Here is a 15970-nt window from a genome sequence, read left to right on the forward strand (position 1 = left end):
ACAGGGGCGGTGGTGTCGTCCCGGGACGTCGACGAGTCCTTCCTCGCCCTGCCCCTGTCCGCGCTGACCGAGGCGGCGCTGACCCGAGCGGTCGACCTCGGCTGCGAGCACGCCGACATCCGGGTGGAGCGCATCCGCACCCAGTCGATCAGCCTGCGCGACGCGCGGCTGGAGGCACTGGCCGACGGCGAGGACCTCGGCCTGGCCGTCCGCGTGGTGCACGAGGGCACCTGGGGGTTCGCCGCGGGCGTCGTCCTCACCGCGGCCGAGGCGGTGCGGCTGGCCGAGCAGGCGGTCGCCGTCGCGCAGGTGTCCGCGGCGCTGGCCACCGACCGGGTCGAGCTCGCCCCCGAGCCGCAGCACGAGGGCTCCTGGGTGTCCTCCTACGAGGTCGATCCCTTCGAGGTGCCCGACGCCGAGAAGACCGCGCTGCTCACCGAGCTGTCCGAGCGGCTGCTCGCCGCCGACGGCGTCGAGCACGTGCAGTCCGGGTGCATGCACGTCAAGGAGCAGAAGTACTACGCCGACACCAACGGCACCCGCACCCGCCAGCAGCGGGTGCGCATCACCCCGGAGTTCACCGCGCTCACCGTCGACCGCACCACCGGCGCGTTCGAGAGCATGCGCACCCTCGCCCCGCCGGTCGGCCGCGGCTGGGAGTACCTCACCGGGGGCCACTTCGACTGGGACGCCGAGCTGGCGCAGATCCCCGAGTTGCTGCGGGAGAAGACCAAGGCCCCGTCGGTGGAGCCGGGCCGCTACGACCTCGTCGTCGACCCGTCCAACCTGTGGCTGACCATCCACGAGTCCGTCGGCCACGCCACCGAGCTGGACCGGGCGCTGGGCTACGAGGCCGCCTACGCCGGCACGTCGTTCGCCACCGTCGACGGGCTGGGCAGCCTGCGCTACGGCTCGGAGCTCATGCACGTCACCGGCGACCGGACCGTCGAGCACGGGCTGTCGAGCATCGGCTGGGACGACGAGGGCGTCGAGGCCCAGCAGTGGGACATCGTCCGCGACGGCGTGCTGGTCGGCTACCAGGTCGACCGCAACACCGCCCGGCTCGGCGGGATGGCCCGCTCCAACGGCTGCTCGTTCGCCGACTCGCCGCGGCACGTGCCGGTGCAGCGGATGGCCAACGTGTCGCTGCAGCCGGCCGCCGACGGCCCGGACCTCGCGGGGCTGATCGGCGGGGTCGAGCGCGGCATCTACGTCGTCGGCGACAAGAGCTGGTCGATCGACATGCAGCGCTACAACTTCCAGTTCACCGGCCAGCGCTTCTACCGCATCGAGGGCGGGCGGCTGGCCGGGCAGCTGCGCGACGTCGCCTACCAGGCCACGACGACGGACTTCTGGGGCTCGATGCGCGCCGTCGGCGGGCCCTCCACCTACCGCCTCGGCGGCGCGTTCAACTGCGGCAAGGCCCAGCCCGGGCAGGTCGCGCCGGTCAGCCACGGCTGCCCGGCCGCGCTCTTCGAGGGCGTCACCATCCTCAACACGGTCCAGGAGGGCGGGCGATGAGCCAGCTGACCGCGCAGCAGCTGGTCGAGAAGGCGCTGGCCGCCTCGACCGCCGACGGTTGCGTCGCCTACGTCGTCGAGAGCACCGAGGCGAACCTGCGGTGGGCCTCGAACAGCCTGACGACGAACGGGGCGATGCGCTCCCGCCAGGTCGTCGTCGTGTCGTTCGTCGACGGCGGGGCGGGGATGGCCACCGGCACGGTCGCGCGGACCGGCACACCCGACGTCGCCGAGCTGGTCGCCGCCAGCGAGCAGGCCGCCCGCGACGCCGGCCCGGCCGAGGACGCGGTGCCGCTGATCGCCGAGACGCCGCCGGGGGCGGGGGACTGGGACGCCGAGCCGGCCGAGACCTCGATCGAGGTGTTCGCCGAGTTCGCGCCGGCCCTCGGGGAGGCGTTCGGCGCCGCCCGCGACCGCGGCGACCTGCTGTTCGGCTACGCCGAGCACGCCCTGACGACGACGTACGTGGGCACCTCCACCGGCCTGCGGCTGCGCACCGACCAGCCCAGCGGCCGGGTGGAGCTCAACGGCAAGAGCACCGACTTCTCGCGGTCGGTGTGGTCCGGCGTCGGCACCCGCGACTTCCGCGACGTCTCGGTGGCCGGCCTCGCCGCCGACGTGCAGCGCAAGCTCGGCTGGTCGCAGCGCCGGGTCGAGCTGCCGGCCGGGCGGTACGAGACGCTGCTGCCGCCGTCGGCCGTGAGCGACCTGATGATCTACGCGTACTGGACGATGGAGGCCCGCGACGCCGACGAGGGCCGCAACGTCTACGCCAAGGCGGGCGGCGGCAACCGGATCGGCGACCGGCTGGCCCAGCTCCCGCTCACGCTGCGCAGCGACCCGCACGCCCCCGGGCTGGAGACGGCGCCGTTCCAGGTGGTGAGCACCTCGTCCGGCTCGGCCAGCGTGTTCGACAACGGGATGGCGACGCCCGCCGTCGACTGGATCCGCGACGGCGTCCTCGCCAACCTGATCCGGCCGCGGGCCTGGGCGCTGAAGACGACCGCGCCCGCGGTGGCCGCCGTCGACAACCTGATCCTCGAGCAGCCCGGCGCGACGGCGTCCCTCGAGGACATGGTCGCCGCCACCGACCGGGGGCTGCTGCTGACCACGCTCTGGTACATCCGCGAGGTCGACCCGCAGACGCTGCTGCTCACCGGCCTGACCCGCGACGGCGTGTTCCTCGTCGAGGGCGGCGAGGTGACCGGCGCGGTGAACAACTTCCGGTGGAACGAGTCGCCGGTGGACCTGCTGGCGCGGATCGGCGAGGTCGGGCGCACCGAGCGGACGCTGCCGCGCGAGTGGAACGACTGGTTCACCCGCGCCGCGATGCCACCGGTCCGCGTGCCGGACTTCAACATGAGCTCGGTGTCCCCGGCCAGCTAGGCACCGTCGCCCCCGCTCCTGGGGGTCGACGCCGGCTCTTGCGGTGTCCTGCGTGCTCCTGCGGTGCGGCAAAGCCGCGGGAGCACCGGGAACACCGCAGGAGGTCCACCTCCTGGGGTGTTCCTCGTGGTCGCGGGGTCCTGCAGCGGCCCAGGAGCGTGCACTCGGCCCCAGGAGTGGGCGAAGGCGGCCGTCCTCGCGTCGACGTCGGGTCGCGGACGGGGGCTCGTGGGACGGCTGTGACTGCAGGAGTGAAATTGAGCACCTGTACCGCTCGGCTGCTGCCCTCAAACACGGATCCCGGATATTTTTCCGGCGGACCGCAGAGAGCCCCCGCTTCCCCGGGGGCGTCGAGGGGAGCACGCCATGACCCGCAACCAGAAGCCCTCGGTGTTCCAGGTGGGCAAGATCTGGGACGACGGCCGCACGATCGTCGTCTCCGGGTGGGGCATCGGGCTGTGCGCCTCCGCCTGTGCCTGCCACCGTTCGCCGATGGGCGGGCACCTGGCCATCGACGAGGACCAGGCCGGCGGCACGCTGGGCCTGCGCTGCTTCGACGAGGACGGCTGCGACTGCTGCGAGCCGTGGACCGCCGACGAGCTGTCCGCCGTCCTGCGGGACCTGCAGCGCGTGGCCGGGCTCGACGCCGAGGAGCCGCTCGCCGGCTGACGGCGGGGCCGCAGACGGACCGATCCGCGGGGCGGGCGCCGTTCGGTGCCCGCCCCGCGGGGTATGCGGACCCCGTGCTGGGACGAGCGGCTGTGCGCGGAGCCCTGGCCGGCCTGGCCGGCACCGCGGCGATGACCCTGGCCACGAAGGTCGAGCAGCAGGTGACCGGCCGGCCGGACTCCTACGTGCCGGCGCGCACGCTCACCGCGCTGACCACCCGGCGCCGCCCGCCCGGGTCCGAGCGACCGTTCGTGCGCAACCACCTCATGCACTGGGGGACCGGCGCGGCCGTCGGCGCGCTGCGGGGGATCTGGTCGGCCAGCGGCCTGCGCGGCTGGCGCGCCTCGGTCTGGCACACGTCCGTCCGGCTGGCCACCGACCAGACGCTGGAGAACGCCACCGGCGTCGGCGACCCACCGTGGACCTGGTCGCGGCAGGACCGCGTCGTCGACGTCGCCGGCAAGGCCGTCTACTCCCTCGTCACCGGTGCGGTGTCCGACGCGCTGGTCCCGCTCGCCCCCGACCGCCGCCGCAGCACCTCCCCCTGACAGGACCGGCCCGGTCGCGGAACGGCCGGGACGGGTGGGACGGACGGGGCGCACGGGGTCACGCCCGCCCCGGGCACCGCGCGCCCTGCGCACGCTCCGCTGACGACCTCCCTACGGTCCGTACCGACGAGACCAGGGGGAGCGCCGCCGGGAGGCGGCAGGGGGAGGCCGATCGTGCAGCGCAACCGGACGACGGGACGGCGCTGGACGGGTGCGGTCGTCGCCGCCACCGGCCTGGTGGCCCTCGTGCTCGCCCCCTCGTCGGCCTCCGCCGAGCCCGGCACGCCGCCGGCCACCGCCGCGGAGGCCGCGCAGCTGGTCGAGGAGGCCGGCCGGCAGCTGACCGCCCTCGACGAGCAGGTGCACCAGGCCGAGCTCGCGGTCGCCGCGCAGCAGCAGGCCGCCACCGCCGCCGACGCGGCCGCCGACACCGCCGAGGCGACGCTCGCCCAGTACGCGCCGGCCATCCGCGCCATCGCGCAGAGCGGCTACACCGGCACCACCCGGTCCCGCGTGGCCGCCTTCCTGGGCAGCGACTCGGCCGACGACCTCGTCGCCCAGATGACCATGATCGACCTCATCGCCGAGCACACCGACGGCGTCCTCACCGAGGTGGCCGCCGCCCAGGCCGCGGCCGAGCAGGCCCGGGCCGACGCCGACGCCGCGGCCGCCGAGGCCACCGCCGCCCTCACCGCGCTGCACGACCAGCAGGCGCAGGTCCAGGCGCAGGCCGACGCGTACGAGGCCGACTTCGAGCGGCTGACGGCCGCCGAGCAGACCCGCGTCACCACCGCGCTGGCCGGGCCGGTCCTCGACGCGCCGTCGGCGGCGGCCGCCGCGGCCGCCGCGCCCGGCCCCGCCGCCGCGATCGCCGTGCAGACGGCGCTGGGCCAGATCGGCGACCCCTACGTGTGGGGCGCCTCGGGGCCCGACGGCTTCGACTGCTCCGGGCTGACCTCCTACGCCTACGCCGCCGCCGGCATCGCGCTGCCGCACTCGAGCAAGGCCCAGTCGACGCTGGGGACGCCGGTGGCGCGGGCGGACCTGATGCCCGGCGACATCGTCTACTTCTACTCGCCGGTCAGCCACGTCGGCCTCTACATCGGCGACGGGAAGATGGTGCACGCGCGCACCTACGGCCAGCCGGTCGCGGTGACCAGCGTCGACCAGGCCGGCTACCGCGGCGCCGTCCGCGTCGCCTGACGGACGCGCACCCCTCGGCTAGTGGGGCGTGCGGCCCTCCGCGAGCATCGCGACCAGGGTCGCGATCCGCTTCGCCCGCGTGGCCGGGGTGGCGGCGGTGTGCACCCGCCACAGGACGGCGTAGCGGTTGGTGCCGTCGAGCCCCGCGAACGCCTCCTGCGCGGCGGGCTCGGCGGCCAGCGCCGCGGCGAGGTCGTCGGGCACGGTGATGGTGGCCGGGCCCGCGTAGGCGCGGTCCCACCGGCCGTCGGCCTGCGCCGCCTCCACCTGCGCCAGGCCGGCCGGGCGCATCCGGCCGGCCGCGACGAGCTCGGCGACGGCGGCGACGTTCTTCTGCGACCACACGCTGCGCGGCCGCCGCGGGGTGACCCGCATCAGGTAGAAGCGGTCGTCGAGCCGGTTGGAGCGCCCGTCGATCCAGCCGAAGCACAGCAGCGACTCGACCATCTCCGCGTGCGTCAGCGACGGCACGCCCGCGCCCTTCTTCGCCAGCTTCACGTAGCAGCCCGGCGCGGTGGCGTGCTCGGTCTCCAGCCACGCCTCGAACGCGGCCTGGTCGGGGAAGGCCAGCACCGGCAGGTCGGTCGGGAGCGTCATCCCAGCTCGCCCCGCAGCACCTCCGCCGCCTGCGCGAGCGACCGCATCTTGCCCTCGGCGGAGGCCCGCGGCAGGTACTTGAGGCCGCAGTCGGAGGTGAGGACCAGCCGGTCGACGTCGACGTCGTCGAGGGCCCGCCGGACGCGGTCGGCCACCGCCTCCGGCGTCTCCACCTCCGGCGTGGACAGGTCCAGGACGCCGAGCGCGATGCCCTTGCCGCGCAGCGGCCGCAGCTGCCCCGGGTCCAGGTGCGACTGCGCGGTCTCCACCGACACCGTGTCGACCGGGGTGTCGGCCAGCTCGGGCAGGAACGAGTAGCCCTCCGGGCGCTCGCTCACCATGGCCGCGTAGCCGAAGCACAGGTGCAGGTGCACCGGGCCGGGCGCGCCCTCCACCGCGCGGGTCACCGCCTCGGCGCCGTACCGGCGGGCCACCTCCGGCCGGGCCTGCAGCCACGGCTCGTCGATCTGCACGACGTCGGCGCCCGCGGCGAACAGGTCGGCGATCTCCTCGCGGACGACGTCGGCGTAGGCCAGCGCCAGCGCCCGGTCGTCGCCGTAGTGCTCGTCGGCGGCCTGCTGGGCCATCGTGAACGGGCCGGGCAGCGTGATCTTGACCGGCCGGTCGGTGGCGGCACGGAGGAAGCGCACGTCACGGGCCTGGATCGGGCCGCGGCGGCGGAGCTCGCCGACCACCCGCGGCACCGGGATCGGCTTACCCGAGCGGTTGAGCACGGTGCCGGGGGTGTCGACGTCGACGCCGTCGAGCGCGGTGGCGAAGTGGTTGGAGTAGGACTCCCGCCGCTGCTCGCCGTCGCCGACCAGGTCCAGGCCGGCCGCCTCCTGGGCGCGCACCGCCAGCAGCGTCGCGTCGTCCTGCGCCTCCTCGAGCAGCTCCGGCGCCGGCCGCCACAGCTCCCGGGCGCGCACCCGGGGCGGGAACTGGTGCGCCAGGCGCTCGTGGTCGATGAGCCACCCGGGCTGGGGCAGGCTCCCGACGACCGTGGTGGGCAGCGGTGGCAGGGAAGCGGGCACGGGGTGATCCTGCCCGCGCCGAGGGGGCTCCCGGTGTGCTGGGGTGGACGCCGTGGCGGACAACTACATCGCGGAACTGCCCTTCGGCGCCCCGGCCATCGACGAGGAGGCCTTCGTCGCGCCGACGGCGGTGGTGGTCGGCGCGGTCACGATGGGGCCGCGCTCCAGCATCTGGTACGGCGCGGTCGCCCGGGCCGATCACGAGGTCATCGAGATCGGCGAGGGCTCCAACGTCCAGGACGGCAGCACGCTGCACTCCGACCCCGGCTTCCCGCTGGTCCTCGGTCGCGGCGTCACCGTCGGGCACCGGGTGGTGCTGCACGGCGCCCGCGTCGACGACGACGTGCTGGTCGGCATGGGCAGCATCGTCATGAACGGCGCGCACATCGGCTCGGGGTCCATCGTGGCCGCGGGCGCCGTCGTCACCCAGGGCACCGTCGTGCCGCCGGGCTCGCTGGTGGCCGGCGTCCCGGCGAAGGTGCTGCGGCCGACCACCGACGACGACCTCACGCACATCCGGCTCAACGCGGCCAGCTACACCGAGCGGCTGGACGCGGCGCGGAAGGTGCGGCCGGTGGTGCGCCGTCCGCTGCCCCCGGCCGGCTACACCCCCGGCGACGCCGCCGACTAGGGCGGGCTCAGACCGCGCCGGCGAGGCGGGCGACGGCGTCGCGGACCTCGTCCAGGGACAGCGCCAGCGTCGCGTCGCCCACGGGCAGCTCCACGCGCACCACGTCCGGGTCGCCGGTGACCGCGGCCTGCACCCAGGTCCACAGCCCCTCCTGCGCCAGCGCGCGGGCCGCGGCCCCGAAGGCCTCCGGCGTGGTCGACAGCAGCAGGTGCAGCATCGGCGTCTGCGGCGGGTCGGGCACCACCCGCACGCCGGGCAGCCCGCGGACGGTGTCGGCGACCTCCCGCGCCCGCTCGAGGTAGGCGGGGAACAGCGGCAGCCGGCGGCGCAGGCAGGTCAGCGCCGAGGCCGCGCCCGGCCACAGGCCGAACAGCGTGCCGCCCATCCGCCCGCGCCACTCCCGGACCTCGGCGACGACGTCCGCGGGCCCGGCCACACAGCACCCGGCCAGTGCGCCGATCCCCTTGTAGAAGCTGACGTAGACGGTGTCGAACGGCGCCGCGACGTCGGCCGGGGACATCCCGTACCCGGCGGCGGCCTCCCACAGCCGGGCGCCGTCGAGGTGGGCCACCGAGTGCACGTCGTGCGCCCACGCGGCCTGCTCGACGACGTCGTCCCACGGCGGCAGCGGCCCGCCCAGGTCCCGCTGCGGCAGCTCCACCACCAGCGCGGCCGGCGCCTCGGCGACGCCGTCGAGGTCGGCGCGCAGCAGCATGCGGTGCCGGTCGCCGACCGGGCGCTCGACCAGGCCGTGCAGCCGGGCGAGCGCTCCGCCCTCGTGCCGGAACAGGTGGCACTCGGGGTGCCCGACGACGGTGGACCGGCGGCTGCGCCCGGCGTGCACCCGCAGCACCGCCTGCTGGGCCATTGTCCCGCTGGGTAGGTAGACGGCGGCCGGCTTGTCCAGCAGCTGGGCGACCTCCGCCTCCAGCTCCGCGACGACACCGCCCGCGCCGTACCGGTCCAGCGCGGTGTCCGGCGGGACGGTGGCCAGCAGGTCGGCGGCGCGCTGCACGCCGTGCCCGGTCAGGGCGCGGTCGCAGGTCAGCCGCAGGGCGTCGAGGTCGTCGTCCACGGCCCCAGTCTGTCGAGATCGCGGGATCTCGCACGCCCGGGGCCGGGGGAGCGTACGAGATCGCGCGATCTCGACCGGGGGACGGGTCAGGCGTCGAGCAGCTCGCGGAGGAGCGCGCCGACGGGGCCGGCCTCGATGAGGAAGCCGTCGTGCCCGTACGGCGAGGACACCACCCGCAGCGGCACCCCGAGCGCGTCGGCCACCCGCTGCTGCAGCTCCAGCGGGTAGAGCCGGTCGGAGTCGACGCCGGCCACCACCGCCCGCGCGGTCACCCGGGCCAGCGCCGCCTCCACCCCGCTCCGGCCGCGGCCGACGTCCCAGGTGTTCATCGCCTCGGTGAGCACCAGGTAGCTGCCGGCGTCGAACCGGCGGGTGAGCTTGTCGGCGTGGTGGTCGAGGTAGGAGGCGACGGCGAACCGGCCGTCGTCCTGCACGGCCGCGCCGAACCGCTCCTCCAGCTCGAACGCGCTGCGGTAGGTCAGGTGCGCGATCCGCCGGGCGACGCCGAGCCCGGCCACCGGGTCGGCGCGGATCGCGGCCTGCTGGGTGGTCTGGGTGCCGATCTGGTCGGCGGTGGCCGCCGCGCCCGAGGCGAGGAAGAACAGCCCGGCCACCCGGTCGGGCAGCGCGACCGCCCACTCCAGCGCCCGCATCCCGCCCATCGACCCGCCGACGACGGCGGCCCAGCGGTCGATGCCCAGCGTGTCCGCGAGCGCCGCCTCGACCAGCACCTGGTCGCCGACGGTCACCTCGGGGAACCGCGCGCCCCACGGCCGGCCGTCGGGCGCGGTCGACGACGGCCCGGTCGTCCCCTGGCACCCGCCGAGCACGTTGGCGCAGACGACGAAGAACCGGTCGGTGTCCAGCGCCGCGCCCGGACCGACCAGCGACGCCCACCAGCCCGGCGTCGGGTGGCCGGGCCCGGCCGGGCCGGTGACGTGGCTGTCGCCGGTGAGCGCGTGCTCGACCAGCACCGCGTTGCCGCCGTCGGGGGCGAGCGTGCCCCAGGTCTCGTAGGCCACCCTGACGCCGGGCAGCACCCCGCCGCGTTCGAGCCGGACCGGTCCGTCCAGGTCGAGGAACAGCCGGTCCCCGGCGGGGTCGCCGTCGCGCCACCCGCCGGTGCGCGGCGGGGTGCGGGACCCCGGGAGGTCCCGCACCCCGCCCACGTCAGGCGCCCTTCGCGGCGCGGAACCCGGCCTCGAGGTCGGCGAGGATGTCCTCGATCCCCTCCAGGCCGGCGGCCAGGCGCACCAGGCCGGGGGTGACGCCGGTGGTCCGCTGCTCCTCCGGCGTCAGCTGCGAGTGCGTCGTCGACGCCGGGTGGATGACCAGGCTGCGGACGTCGCCGATGTTGGCCACGTGGCTGTGCAGCTCCAGCGCCTCGACGAAGCGCTTGCCCGCCTCGACGCCGCCGCGGATCTCGAACGCCAGCACCGCGCCGGCGCCGCGCGGGGCGTAGCGCTGCTGGGCGGCGTGCCACGGCGAGGACGGCAGGCCGGCGTAGTGCACCGACTCCACCTCGTCGTGCGCCTCGAGGAACTCGGCCACCCGCTGGGCGTTGGCCACGTGCCGCTCCATGCGCAGCGACAGCGTCTCGATGCCCTGCACGACCAGCCAGGCGTTGAACGGGCTGATCGCCGGGCCGAGGTCGCGCAGCAGCTGCACCCGGGCCTTGAGCGCGTAGGCCGGCGCGCCGAGGTCGGCGTAGACGACGCCGTGGTAGGTCGGGTCCGGCGTGGTGAAGCCCGGGAACCGGCCCCGCGTCCAGTCGAAGTTGCCGCCGTCGACGATGACCCCGGCGATCGCCGTGCCGTGGCCGCCCAGGTACTTGGTGGCCGAGTGGACGACGACGTCGGCGCCGTGCTCGAGCGGGCGCACGAGGAACGGCGTGGCGATGGTGTTGTCGACGATCAGCGGCACGCCGTTGCGGTGCGCCACCTCCGACACCGCGGAGATGTCGAGGACGTCGCCCTTCGGGTTGCCGATCGACTCCCCGTAGAACGCCTTGGTGTTCTCGCGGACCAGCGACTGCCAGTTCTCCGGGTCGTCGGGGTCCTCGACGAAGGACACCTCGACGCCGAGCTTGGGCAGCGAGTGGTGCAGCAGGTTGTACGTGCCGCCGTACAGCGACGCCGAGGCGACGACGTGGCTGCCGGCCTCGGCGACGTTGAGGATCGCCAGGGTCTCGGCGGCCTGGCCGCTGGCCACCGCGAGCGCGGCGACGCCGCCCTCGAGGGAGGCCACGCGCTGCTCGAGCGCGTCCTGCGTCGGGTTCATGATCCGCGTGTAGATGTTGCCCATCTCGGCCAGCGCGAACAGGTCGGCGGCGTGCTGGGCGTCGCGGAACTGGTAGCTGGTCGTGGCGTAGATCGGCAGGGCGCGGGCCCCGGTGGTGGGGTCGGGGCTGGTCCCGGCGTGGATCTGCCGGGTCTCGAAGCTCCAGCTCTGCTGGTCGGGCACGGCGCCGTCTCCTCTCGCTCGCGGAGACCCCGCGGCGCACGGAGGGCTCCGTCTTGCCGCGCGGCGGGCGCCGCGCGGCCGGCTCTTCCCCTGGGAGCACCTCGGACGGAGGAGAGGTTGCCGGGCAGCCAGCCAGGTACTTGTCGCTGCCTCTCGTGAGCCTGCGCGGAACCCTAGCGCCCGGTCAGGAGGCGCCGGGGCGGGGGGAGGCGAGGGCGGCCGCGGCGTCGTCGGCGAGGCGGGCGACGAGCTGGCCGGCGGGCAGCGCCTCGGCCAGCGCGTACGCCTGCCCGGCCCACATGCTGACCGCCTCCGGGTCGCCGGCCTGCCGCGCGGCCGCGCGCAGCGGCGTCGTCAGGTGGTGGACCTGCGGGTAGGCGGCCGGGGCCGCGGCGGTGTGCTCGGCGAGGAAGCGGTTGACCAGCCCCCGGGCGCGCCGGCCGCTGAACGCGCGGGTGAGCGCCGTCGGCCGGCCGCCGCCCAGCGCCGCCCGGTGCGCGGCGCCGGTCCCCGCCTCGGGGCACAGCAGGAACGCCGTGCCCAGCTGCGCGGCCTCCGCCCCGGCGACGAGCACCGCGGCCACCGCGGGGCCGTCGACGATCCCGCCGGCGGCGACCATCGGCAGGTCCACCGCCCGGGCGACCAGCCGCAGCAGCGGCAGCAGCCCGTACTCGCCGGCCCCGTCCTCGTCGCGGAGGCCGCCGCGGTGGCCGCCGGCCTCGACGCCCTGCACCACGAGCGCGTCCGCGCCGGCGTCGCGGGCGGCCACGGCGTCCTCCGGCGAGGTGACGGTGACCAGCACGGTGGCGCCGGCGTCGTGCAGTGCGGTGACCATGTCCGGCCGGGGCAGGCCGAAGGTGAACGAGACCACCGGCACCCGCTCCTCGGCGAGGACCGTGACCTTGGCCTCCCACGCGTCGTCGTCGGCGCGCGGCTCGCCGAGGTCCACGCCCCACCGCCGCGCCTCGGGCCGGAGCCGCTCGGCGTAGCGGCGCAGGGCGCCCTCGTCGGCGGGCGGCCCGGGGACGAAGACGTTGACGCCGAACCGCTCCCGGGTCCGCGCCCGGACGGCGCGGACCTCCTCGCGCACCGCCTCCGGCGTCCGGTAGCCGGCGGCGAGGAAGCCCAGACCGCCGGCCTCGGACACCGCCGCGGCCAGCTCCACCGTCGACGGCCCGCCGGCCATCGGCGCCTGCACGACCGGTCGACGCAGCCCCAGCACCATGCCGGGCATCCTGCGCCCCGCGGCTCAGGCGGGGGTCAACCGGGCCAGCACCTGGTCGAGCGCGACGCGGTCGCCGGGGGCGACGAGCAGGTCGACGACGCCGTCGGCCGGGGCGCGCAGCGTGTGCTCCATCTTCATCGCCTCGACGACGACCACCGGGTCGCCCGCGCCGACCTCCTGACCGTGGGACGCCGGGGTGGCGATCACCGTGCCGGGCATCGGGCTGGTGAGCTCGGGGGCGTGCGCGGCGGCGTCCGGGCGCAGCACCAGCCGCCGGGCCCGGCGCAGCGCCCAGTCGGCGCCGCCGGCGTGCACGAACAGCGCGTCGCCGTCCGCGGCCACCCGGCAGTGCGACCGCACGCCGTCGCGGACCAGCGCCAGGCCGCCGTCCTCGGGCGCGCAGCTCAGCGGGCCGGCGTCGGCGCCGTCGAGGCCGGCGCGCGCGGCGGCGGGCGTGCCGGTGAGCGTCACCGCCCGCTGCCGCCCGCCGGCCTCCAGCCGGACGACGAACGGCGCCGAGGGCGCGCCCGCGCGGAAACCGGTGGGCGCGCTCCACGGGTCGGCCGGGTCGGCGGCGGCCCAGGCGGCCAGCCACACGTGCGCGGCGGCGGCGAGGACGGCGTCGTCGGGGACGGCGGGCGGCTCCCATGCGGCGGCGAACCGGTCGAGCAGCGCGGTGTCCAGGTCCCCGGCGCGGACGGCGGGCTCGGCGAGCAGCGACCGCACGAACCCGACGTTGGTGGTCACGCCGAGCACCGCGGTCTCCGCGAGCGCCCGGTCCAGCGCGGCCAGCGCGGTGGCGCGGTCGGGACCCGCGGCGACCACCTTGGCGAGCATCGGGTCGTAGTCCGAGCCGACCACGGTGCCGGCGGCGATGCCCGAGTCCACGCGGGCGCCGGCGGGCTCCGCCAGCGCCAGCACCCGCCCGCCGGTGGGCAGGAAGCCGCGGGCCGGGTCCTCGGCGTACACCCGCGCCTCGACCGCCCAGCCGGTCAGCGCGACGTCGTCCTGGGCGAAGGAGAGCGGCTCCCCGGCCGCCATCCGCAGCTGCTGCTCGACCAGGTCCAGGCCGGTGACCAGCTCGGTGACCGGGTGCTCGACCTGCAGCCGGGTGTTCATCTCCATGAAGAAGAACTCGTCGGGCCGGTCGGCCGAGACGATGAACTCCACGGTGCCCGCGCCGGTGTAGCCGACGCTGCGCGCGGTGGCGCAGGCCGCCGCGCCGATCCGCTCGCGGGTGGCGGCGTCCAGCAGCGGCGACGGCGCCTCCTCGACCACCTTCTGGTGCCGCCGCTGCAGGCTGCACTCGCGCTCGCCGAGGTGGACGACCGCGCCGTGCGCGTCGGCGAGCACCTGCACCTCGACGTGCCGCGGCCGCTGCACGAACCGCTCGAGGAACAGCGTGTCGTCGCCGAACGCCGCGCGGGCCTCGCGGCGGGCCGACGCCAGGGCCGCGGGCAGGCCGGCGGCGTCCTCGACCACCCGCATGCCCTTGCCGCCACCGCCCGCCGAGGGCTTGACCAGCACGGGGAACCCGATGCCGGGGGCGGCGGCCACCAGGTCGTCGTCGGTGAGGCCGGGCTCGGCGATGCCGGGGACGACCGGCACGCCCGAGGCGACCACCGTCTTCTTGGCGGTGATCTTGTCGCCCATCACCCGGATCGCCTCGGCCGGCGGGCCGACGAACACGACGCCGGCGTCGTCCAGCGCGGCGGCCAGGGCCGGGTTCTCCGAGAGGAAGCCGTAGCCGGGGTGCACGGCCTGCGCGCCGGTGGCGAGGCAGGCCTCGACGACCCGCTCCACCGACAGGTAGCTCTCCGCGGCCGGGGCCGGCCCCAGGCGGTGGGCGACGTCGGCGGCGCGGACGTGCGGGGCGCCGGCGTCAGCATCGCTGTAGACGGCGACCGAGCGGATGCCCAGCCGGCGCAGGGTCCGGACGACGCGGACGGCGATCTCGCCCCGGTTGGCGACGAGGACGGTGTCGAACACGCTGCTGCTCACATCCGGAAGACGCCGTAGGCGACGTCGTCGAGGGGGGCCTGCGCGCACGCGGACAGCGCCAGGCCGAGGACGGTGCGGGTGTCGGCGGGGTCGAGGACGCCGTCGTCCCACAGCCGCGCCGTCGAGTAGTAGGGGTTGCCCTGGGCCTCGTACTGGCCGCGGATCGGCGCCTTGAACGCCTCTTCCTCCTCGGCGGGCCAGTCGGTGCCGCGCGCGGCCAGCCCGTCCCGGCGGACGGTGGCCAGCACCGAGGCGGCCTGCTCGCCGCCCATCACCGAGATGCGGGCGTTGGGCCACATCCACAGGAAGCGGGGCGAGTAGGCCCGGCCGCACATCGAGTAGTTGCCGGCGCCGTAGGACCCGCCGATGACGACGGTCAGCTTGGGCACCCGGGCGCAGGCGACGGCGGTGACCATCTTGGCGCCGTGCTTGGCGATGCCGCCGGCCTCGTAGTCGCGGCCGACCATGAACCCGGTGATGTTCTGCAGGAACAGCAGCGGGATGCGCCGCTGGTCGCACAGCTGGACGAAGTGCGCGCCCTTGAGCGCGGACTCCCCGAACAGCACGCCGTTGTTGGCGACGATGCCCACCGGGTGCCCGTGCAGCCGGGCGAAGGTGGTCACCAGGGTGGGCCCGTAGAGCGCCTTGAACTCCTGGTGCTCGCCGCCGTCGACCAGCGTGGTGATGACGTCGCGGACGTCGTAGGGCGTGCGGGGGTCGACCGGCACCAGGTCGTAGAGGTCGGTCTGCGGGCGGACGGCGTCCCGCGGCGGGGCCACCTCCCAGGCCGGCGGCGCGGGCGGGGCCAGCGTGGAGACGATGCCGCGGACGATCTCCAGCGCGTGCTCGTCGTCGTCGGCCAGGTGGTCGGTGACGCCGGAGACGCGGCTGTGCAGGTCGCCGCCGCCCAGGTCCTCGGCGCTGACCACCTCGCCGGTGGCGGCCTTCACCAGCGGCGGCCCGCCCAGGAAGATCGTGCCCTGCTCGCGGACGATCACCGACTCGTCGGCCATCGCCGGCACGTACGCGCCGCCGGCGGTGCAGGAGCCGAGGACGGCGGCCACCTGCGGGATGCCACGGGCGCTCATCGTGGCCTGGTTGAAGAAGATCCGGCCGAAGTGCTCGCGGTCGGGGAAGACCTCGTCCTGCATCGGCAGGAACGCCCCGCCGGAGTCGACGAGGTAGACGCACGGCAGCCGGTTCTGCAGCGCCACCTCCTGCGCGCGCAGGTGCTTCTTCACCGTCACCGGGTAGTAGGTGCCGCCCTTGACGGTGGCGTCGTTGGCGACGACGACGCACGGGCGGCCCGCGATGCGGCCGATGCCGGTGATGATCCCGGCGCCGGGGGAGTCGCCGTCGTACATGTCCTCGGCGGCCAGCGGCGAGAGCTCCAGGAACGGGCTGCCGGGGTCGAGCAGGTGCGCGACGCGGTCGCGGGGGAGCAGCTTGCCGCGCTCGACGTGCCGGGCGCGGGCGGCCTCGGAGCCCCCGAGCGCCCGCCGGGCGAGCCGCTCGCGCAGCTCGGCGACCAGGTCCTCGTGCCGGGCGCGCGACGACTCCGGCGCGGCCACCGCCATGTTGTGCCTCCTGTGTGGGATCTGCGCCCACGACGTTAACG

The 15970-nt window shown here is 75.9% G+C and carries 14 protein-coding genes and 1 riboswitch; of the genes, 6 read left to right on the plus strand and 8 right to left on the minus strand.

The genetic code is table 11. The features are described from left to right. Positions 1-9: 9 nt before the first annotated feature. The 5 genes from ACI79B_RS21085 (at position 10) to ACI79B_RS21105 (ending at position 5326) form a co-directional block, all read left to right on the plus strand. On the plus strand, positions 10-1521 hold the full coding sequence (locus ACI79B_RS21085; RefSeq protein ID WP_456929949.1) for a TldD/PmbA family protein: 1512 nt from the start codon (positions 10-12) through the stop codon (positions 1519-1521). Continuing rightward, positions 1518-2906, plus strand: a complete 1389-nt coding sequence (locus tag ACI79B_RS21090) for a metallopeptidase TldD-related protein (RefSeq protein ID WP_456929950.1) — start codon at positions 1518-1520, stop codon at positions 2904-2906. Before ACI79B_RS21085 ends, ACI79B_RS21090 begins: the two co-directional genes overlap by 4 nt. A 366-nt stretch (positions 2907-3272) precedes the next feature. After that, on the plus strand, positions 3273-3575 hold the full coding sequence (locus ACI79B_RS21095; RefSeq protein WP_387992366.1) for a hypothetical protein: 303 nt from the start codon (positions 3273-3275) through the stop codon (positions 3573-3575). A 92-nt stretch (positions 3576-3667) separates the two neighbouring features. Continuing rightward, a complete protein-coding gene (locus ACI79B_RS21100) occupies positions 3668-4123 on the plus strand; it encodes a hypothetical protein (RefSeq protein WP_456929951.1) in 456 nt (151 codons plus the stop codon). A 174-nt stretch (positions 4124-4297) separates the two neighbouring features. Next, on the plus strand, positions 4298-5326 hold the full coding sequence (locus ACI79B_RS21105; protein ID WP_456929952.1) for a C40 family peptidase: 1029 nt from the start codon (positions 4298-4300) through the stop codon (positions 5324-5326). A gap of 18 nt (positions 5327-5344) precedes the next feature. On the opposite strand, the gene ACI79B_RS21110 is transcribed toward ACI79B_RS21105, so the two are convergent. Continuing rightward, on the minus strand, positions 5345-5923 hold the full coding sequence (locus tag ACI79B_RS21110; RefSeq protein WP_456929953.1) for a YdeI/OmpD-associated family protein: 579 nt from the start codon (positions 5921-5923) through the stop codon (positions 5345-5347). Continuing rightward, entirely contained in the window at positions 5920-6957 is a 1038-nt protein-coding gene (locus tag ACI79B_RS21115; protein WP_456929954.1) for a uroporphyrinogen decarboxylase family protein, read from the minus strand. The genes ACI79B_RS21110 and ACI79B_RS21115 overlap by 4 nt, the downstream gene beginning before the upstream one ends. Positions 6958-7009: 52 nt before the next feature. Here ACI79B_RS21115 and ACI79B_RS21120 point away from each other — a divergent pair, with 52 nt between their 5' ends. Then, entirely contained in the window at positions 7010-7588 is a 579-nt protein-coding gene (locus ACI79B_RS21120) for a gamma carbonic anhydrase family protein (RefSeq protein ID WP_457000243.1), read from the plus strand. Positions 7589-7595: 7 nt separating this feature from the next. On the opposite strand, the gene ACI79B_RS21125 is transcribed toward ACI79B_RS21120, so the two are convergent. The 6 genes from ACI79B_RS21125 to ACI79B_RS21150 all read right to left on the minus strand — a co-directional run bounded on the left by ACI79B_RS21125 (position 7596) and on the right by ACI79B_RS21150 (position 15929). Then, complete coding sequence (locus ACI79B_RS21125) at positions 7596-8663, minus strand: threonine aldolase family protein (RefSeq protein WP_456929956.1); 1068 nt, start codon at positions 8661-8663, stop codon at positions 7596-7598. An 86-nt stretch (positions 8664-8749) separates the two neighbouring features. Then, on the minus strand, positions 8750-9823 hold the full coding sequence (gene metX, locus ACI79B_RS21130) for a homoserine O-acetyltransferase MetX (protein WP_456929957.1): 1074 nt from the start codon (positions 9821-9823) through the stop codon (positions 8750-8752). 10 nt (positions 9824-9833) lie between these two features. Further along, positions 9834-11126 carry a bifunctional o-acetylhomoserine/o-acetylserine sulfhydrylase gene (locus ACI79B_RS21135; RefSeq protein WP_387992337.1) on the minus strand — a complete coding sequence of 431 codons (1293 nt, stop codon included), beginning with the start codon at positions 11124-11126 and terminating at the stop codon, positions 9834-9836. 44 nt (positions 11127-11170) lie between these two features. Beyond that, a riboswitch (SAM riboswitch) is annotated at positions 11171-11287 on the minus strand. 23 nt (positions 11288-11310) lie between these two features. Beyond that, on the minus strand, positions 11311-12351 hold the full coding sequence (locus ACI79B_RS21140) for an NAD(P)H-dependent flavin oxidoreductase (RefSeq protein ID WP_456929958.1): 1041 nt from the start codon (positions 12349-12351) through the stop codon (positions 11311-11313). Between the two features lie 24 nt (positions 12352-12375). After that, positions 12376-14340, minus strand: a complete 1965-nt coding sequence (locus tag ACI79B_RS21145; protein ID WP_456929959.1) for an acetyl/propionyl/methylcrotonyl-CoA carboxylase subunit alpha — start codon at positions 14338-14340, stop codon at positions 12376-12378. Positions 14341-14348: 8 nt separating this feature from the next. Then, on the minus strand, positions 14349-15929 hold the full coding sequence (locus ACI79B_RS21150; protein WP_456929960.1) for a carboxyl transferase domain-containing protein: 1581 nt from the start codon (positions 15927-15929) through the stop codon (positions 14349-14351). Positions 15930-15970: the final 41 nt, after the last annotated feature.

Source organism: Geodermatophilus sp. SYSU D00879 (assembly GCF_054050375.1).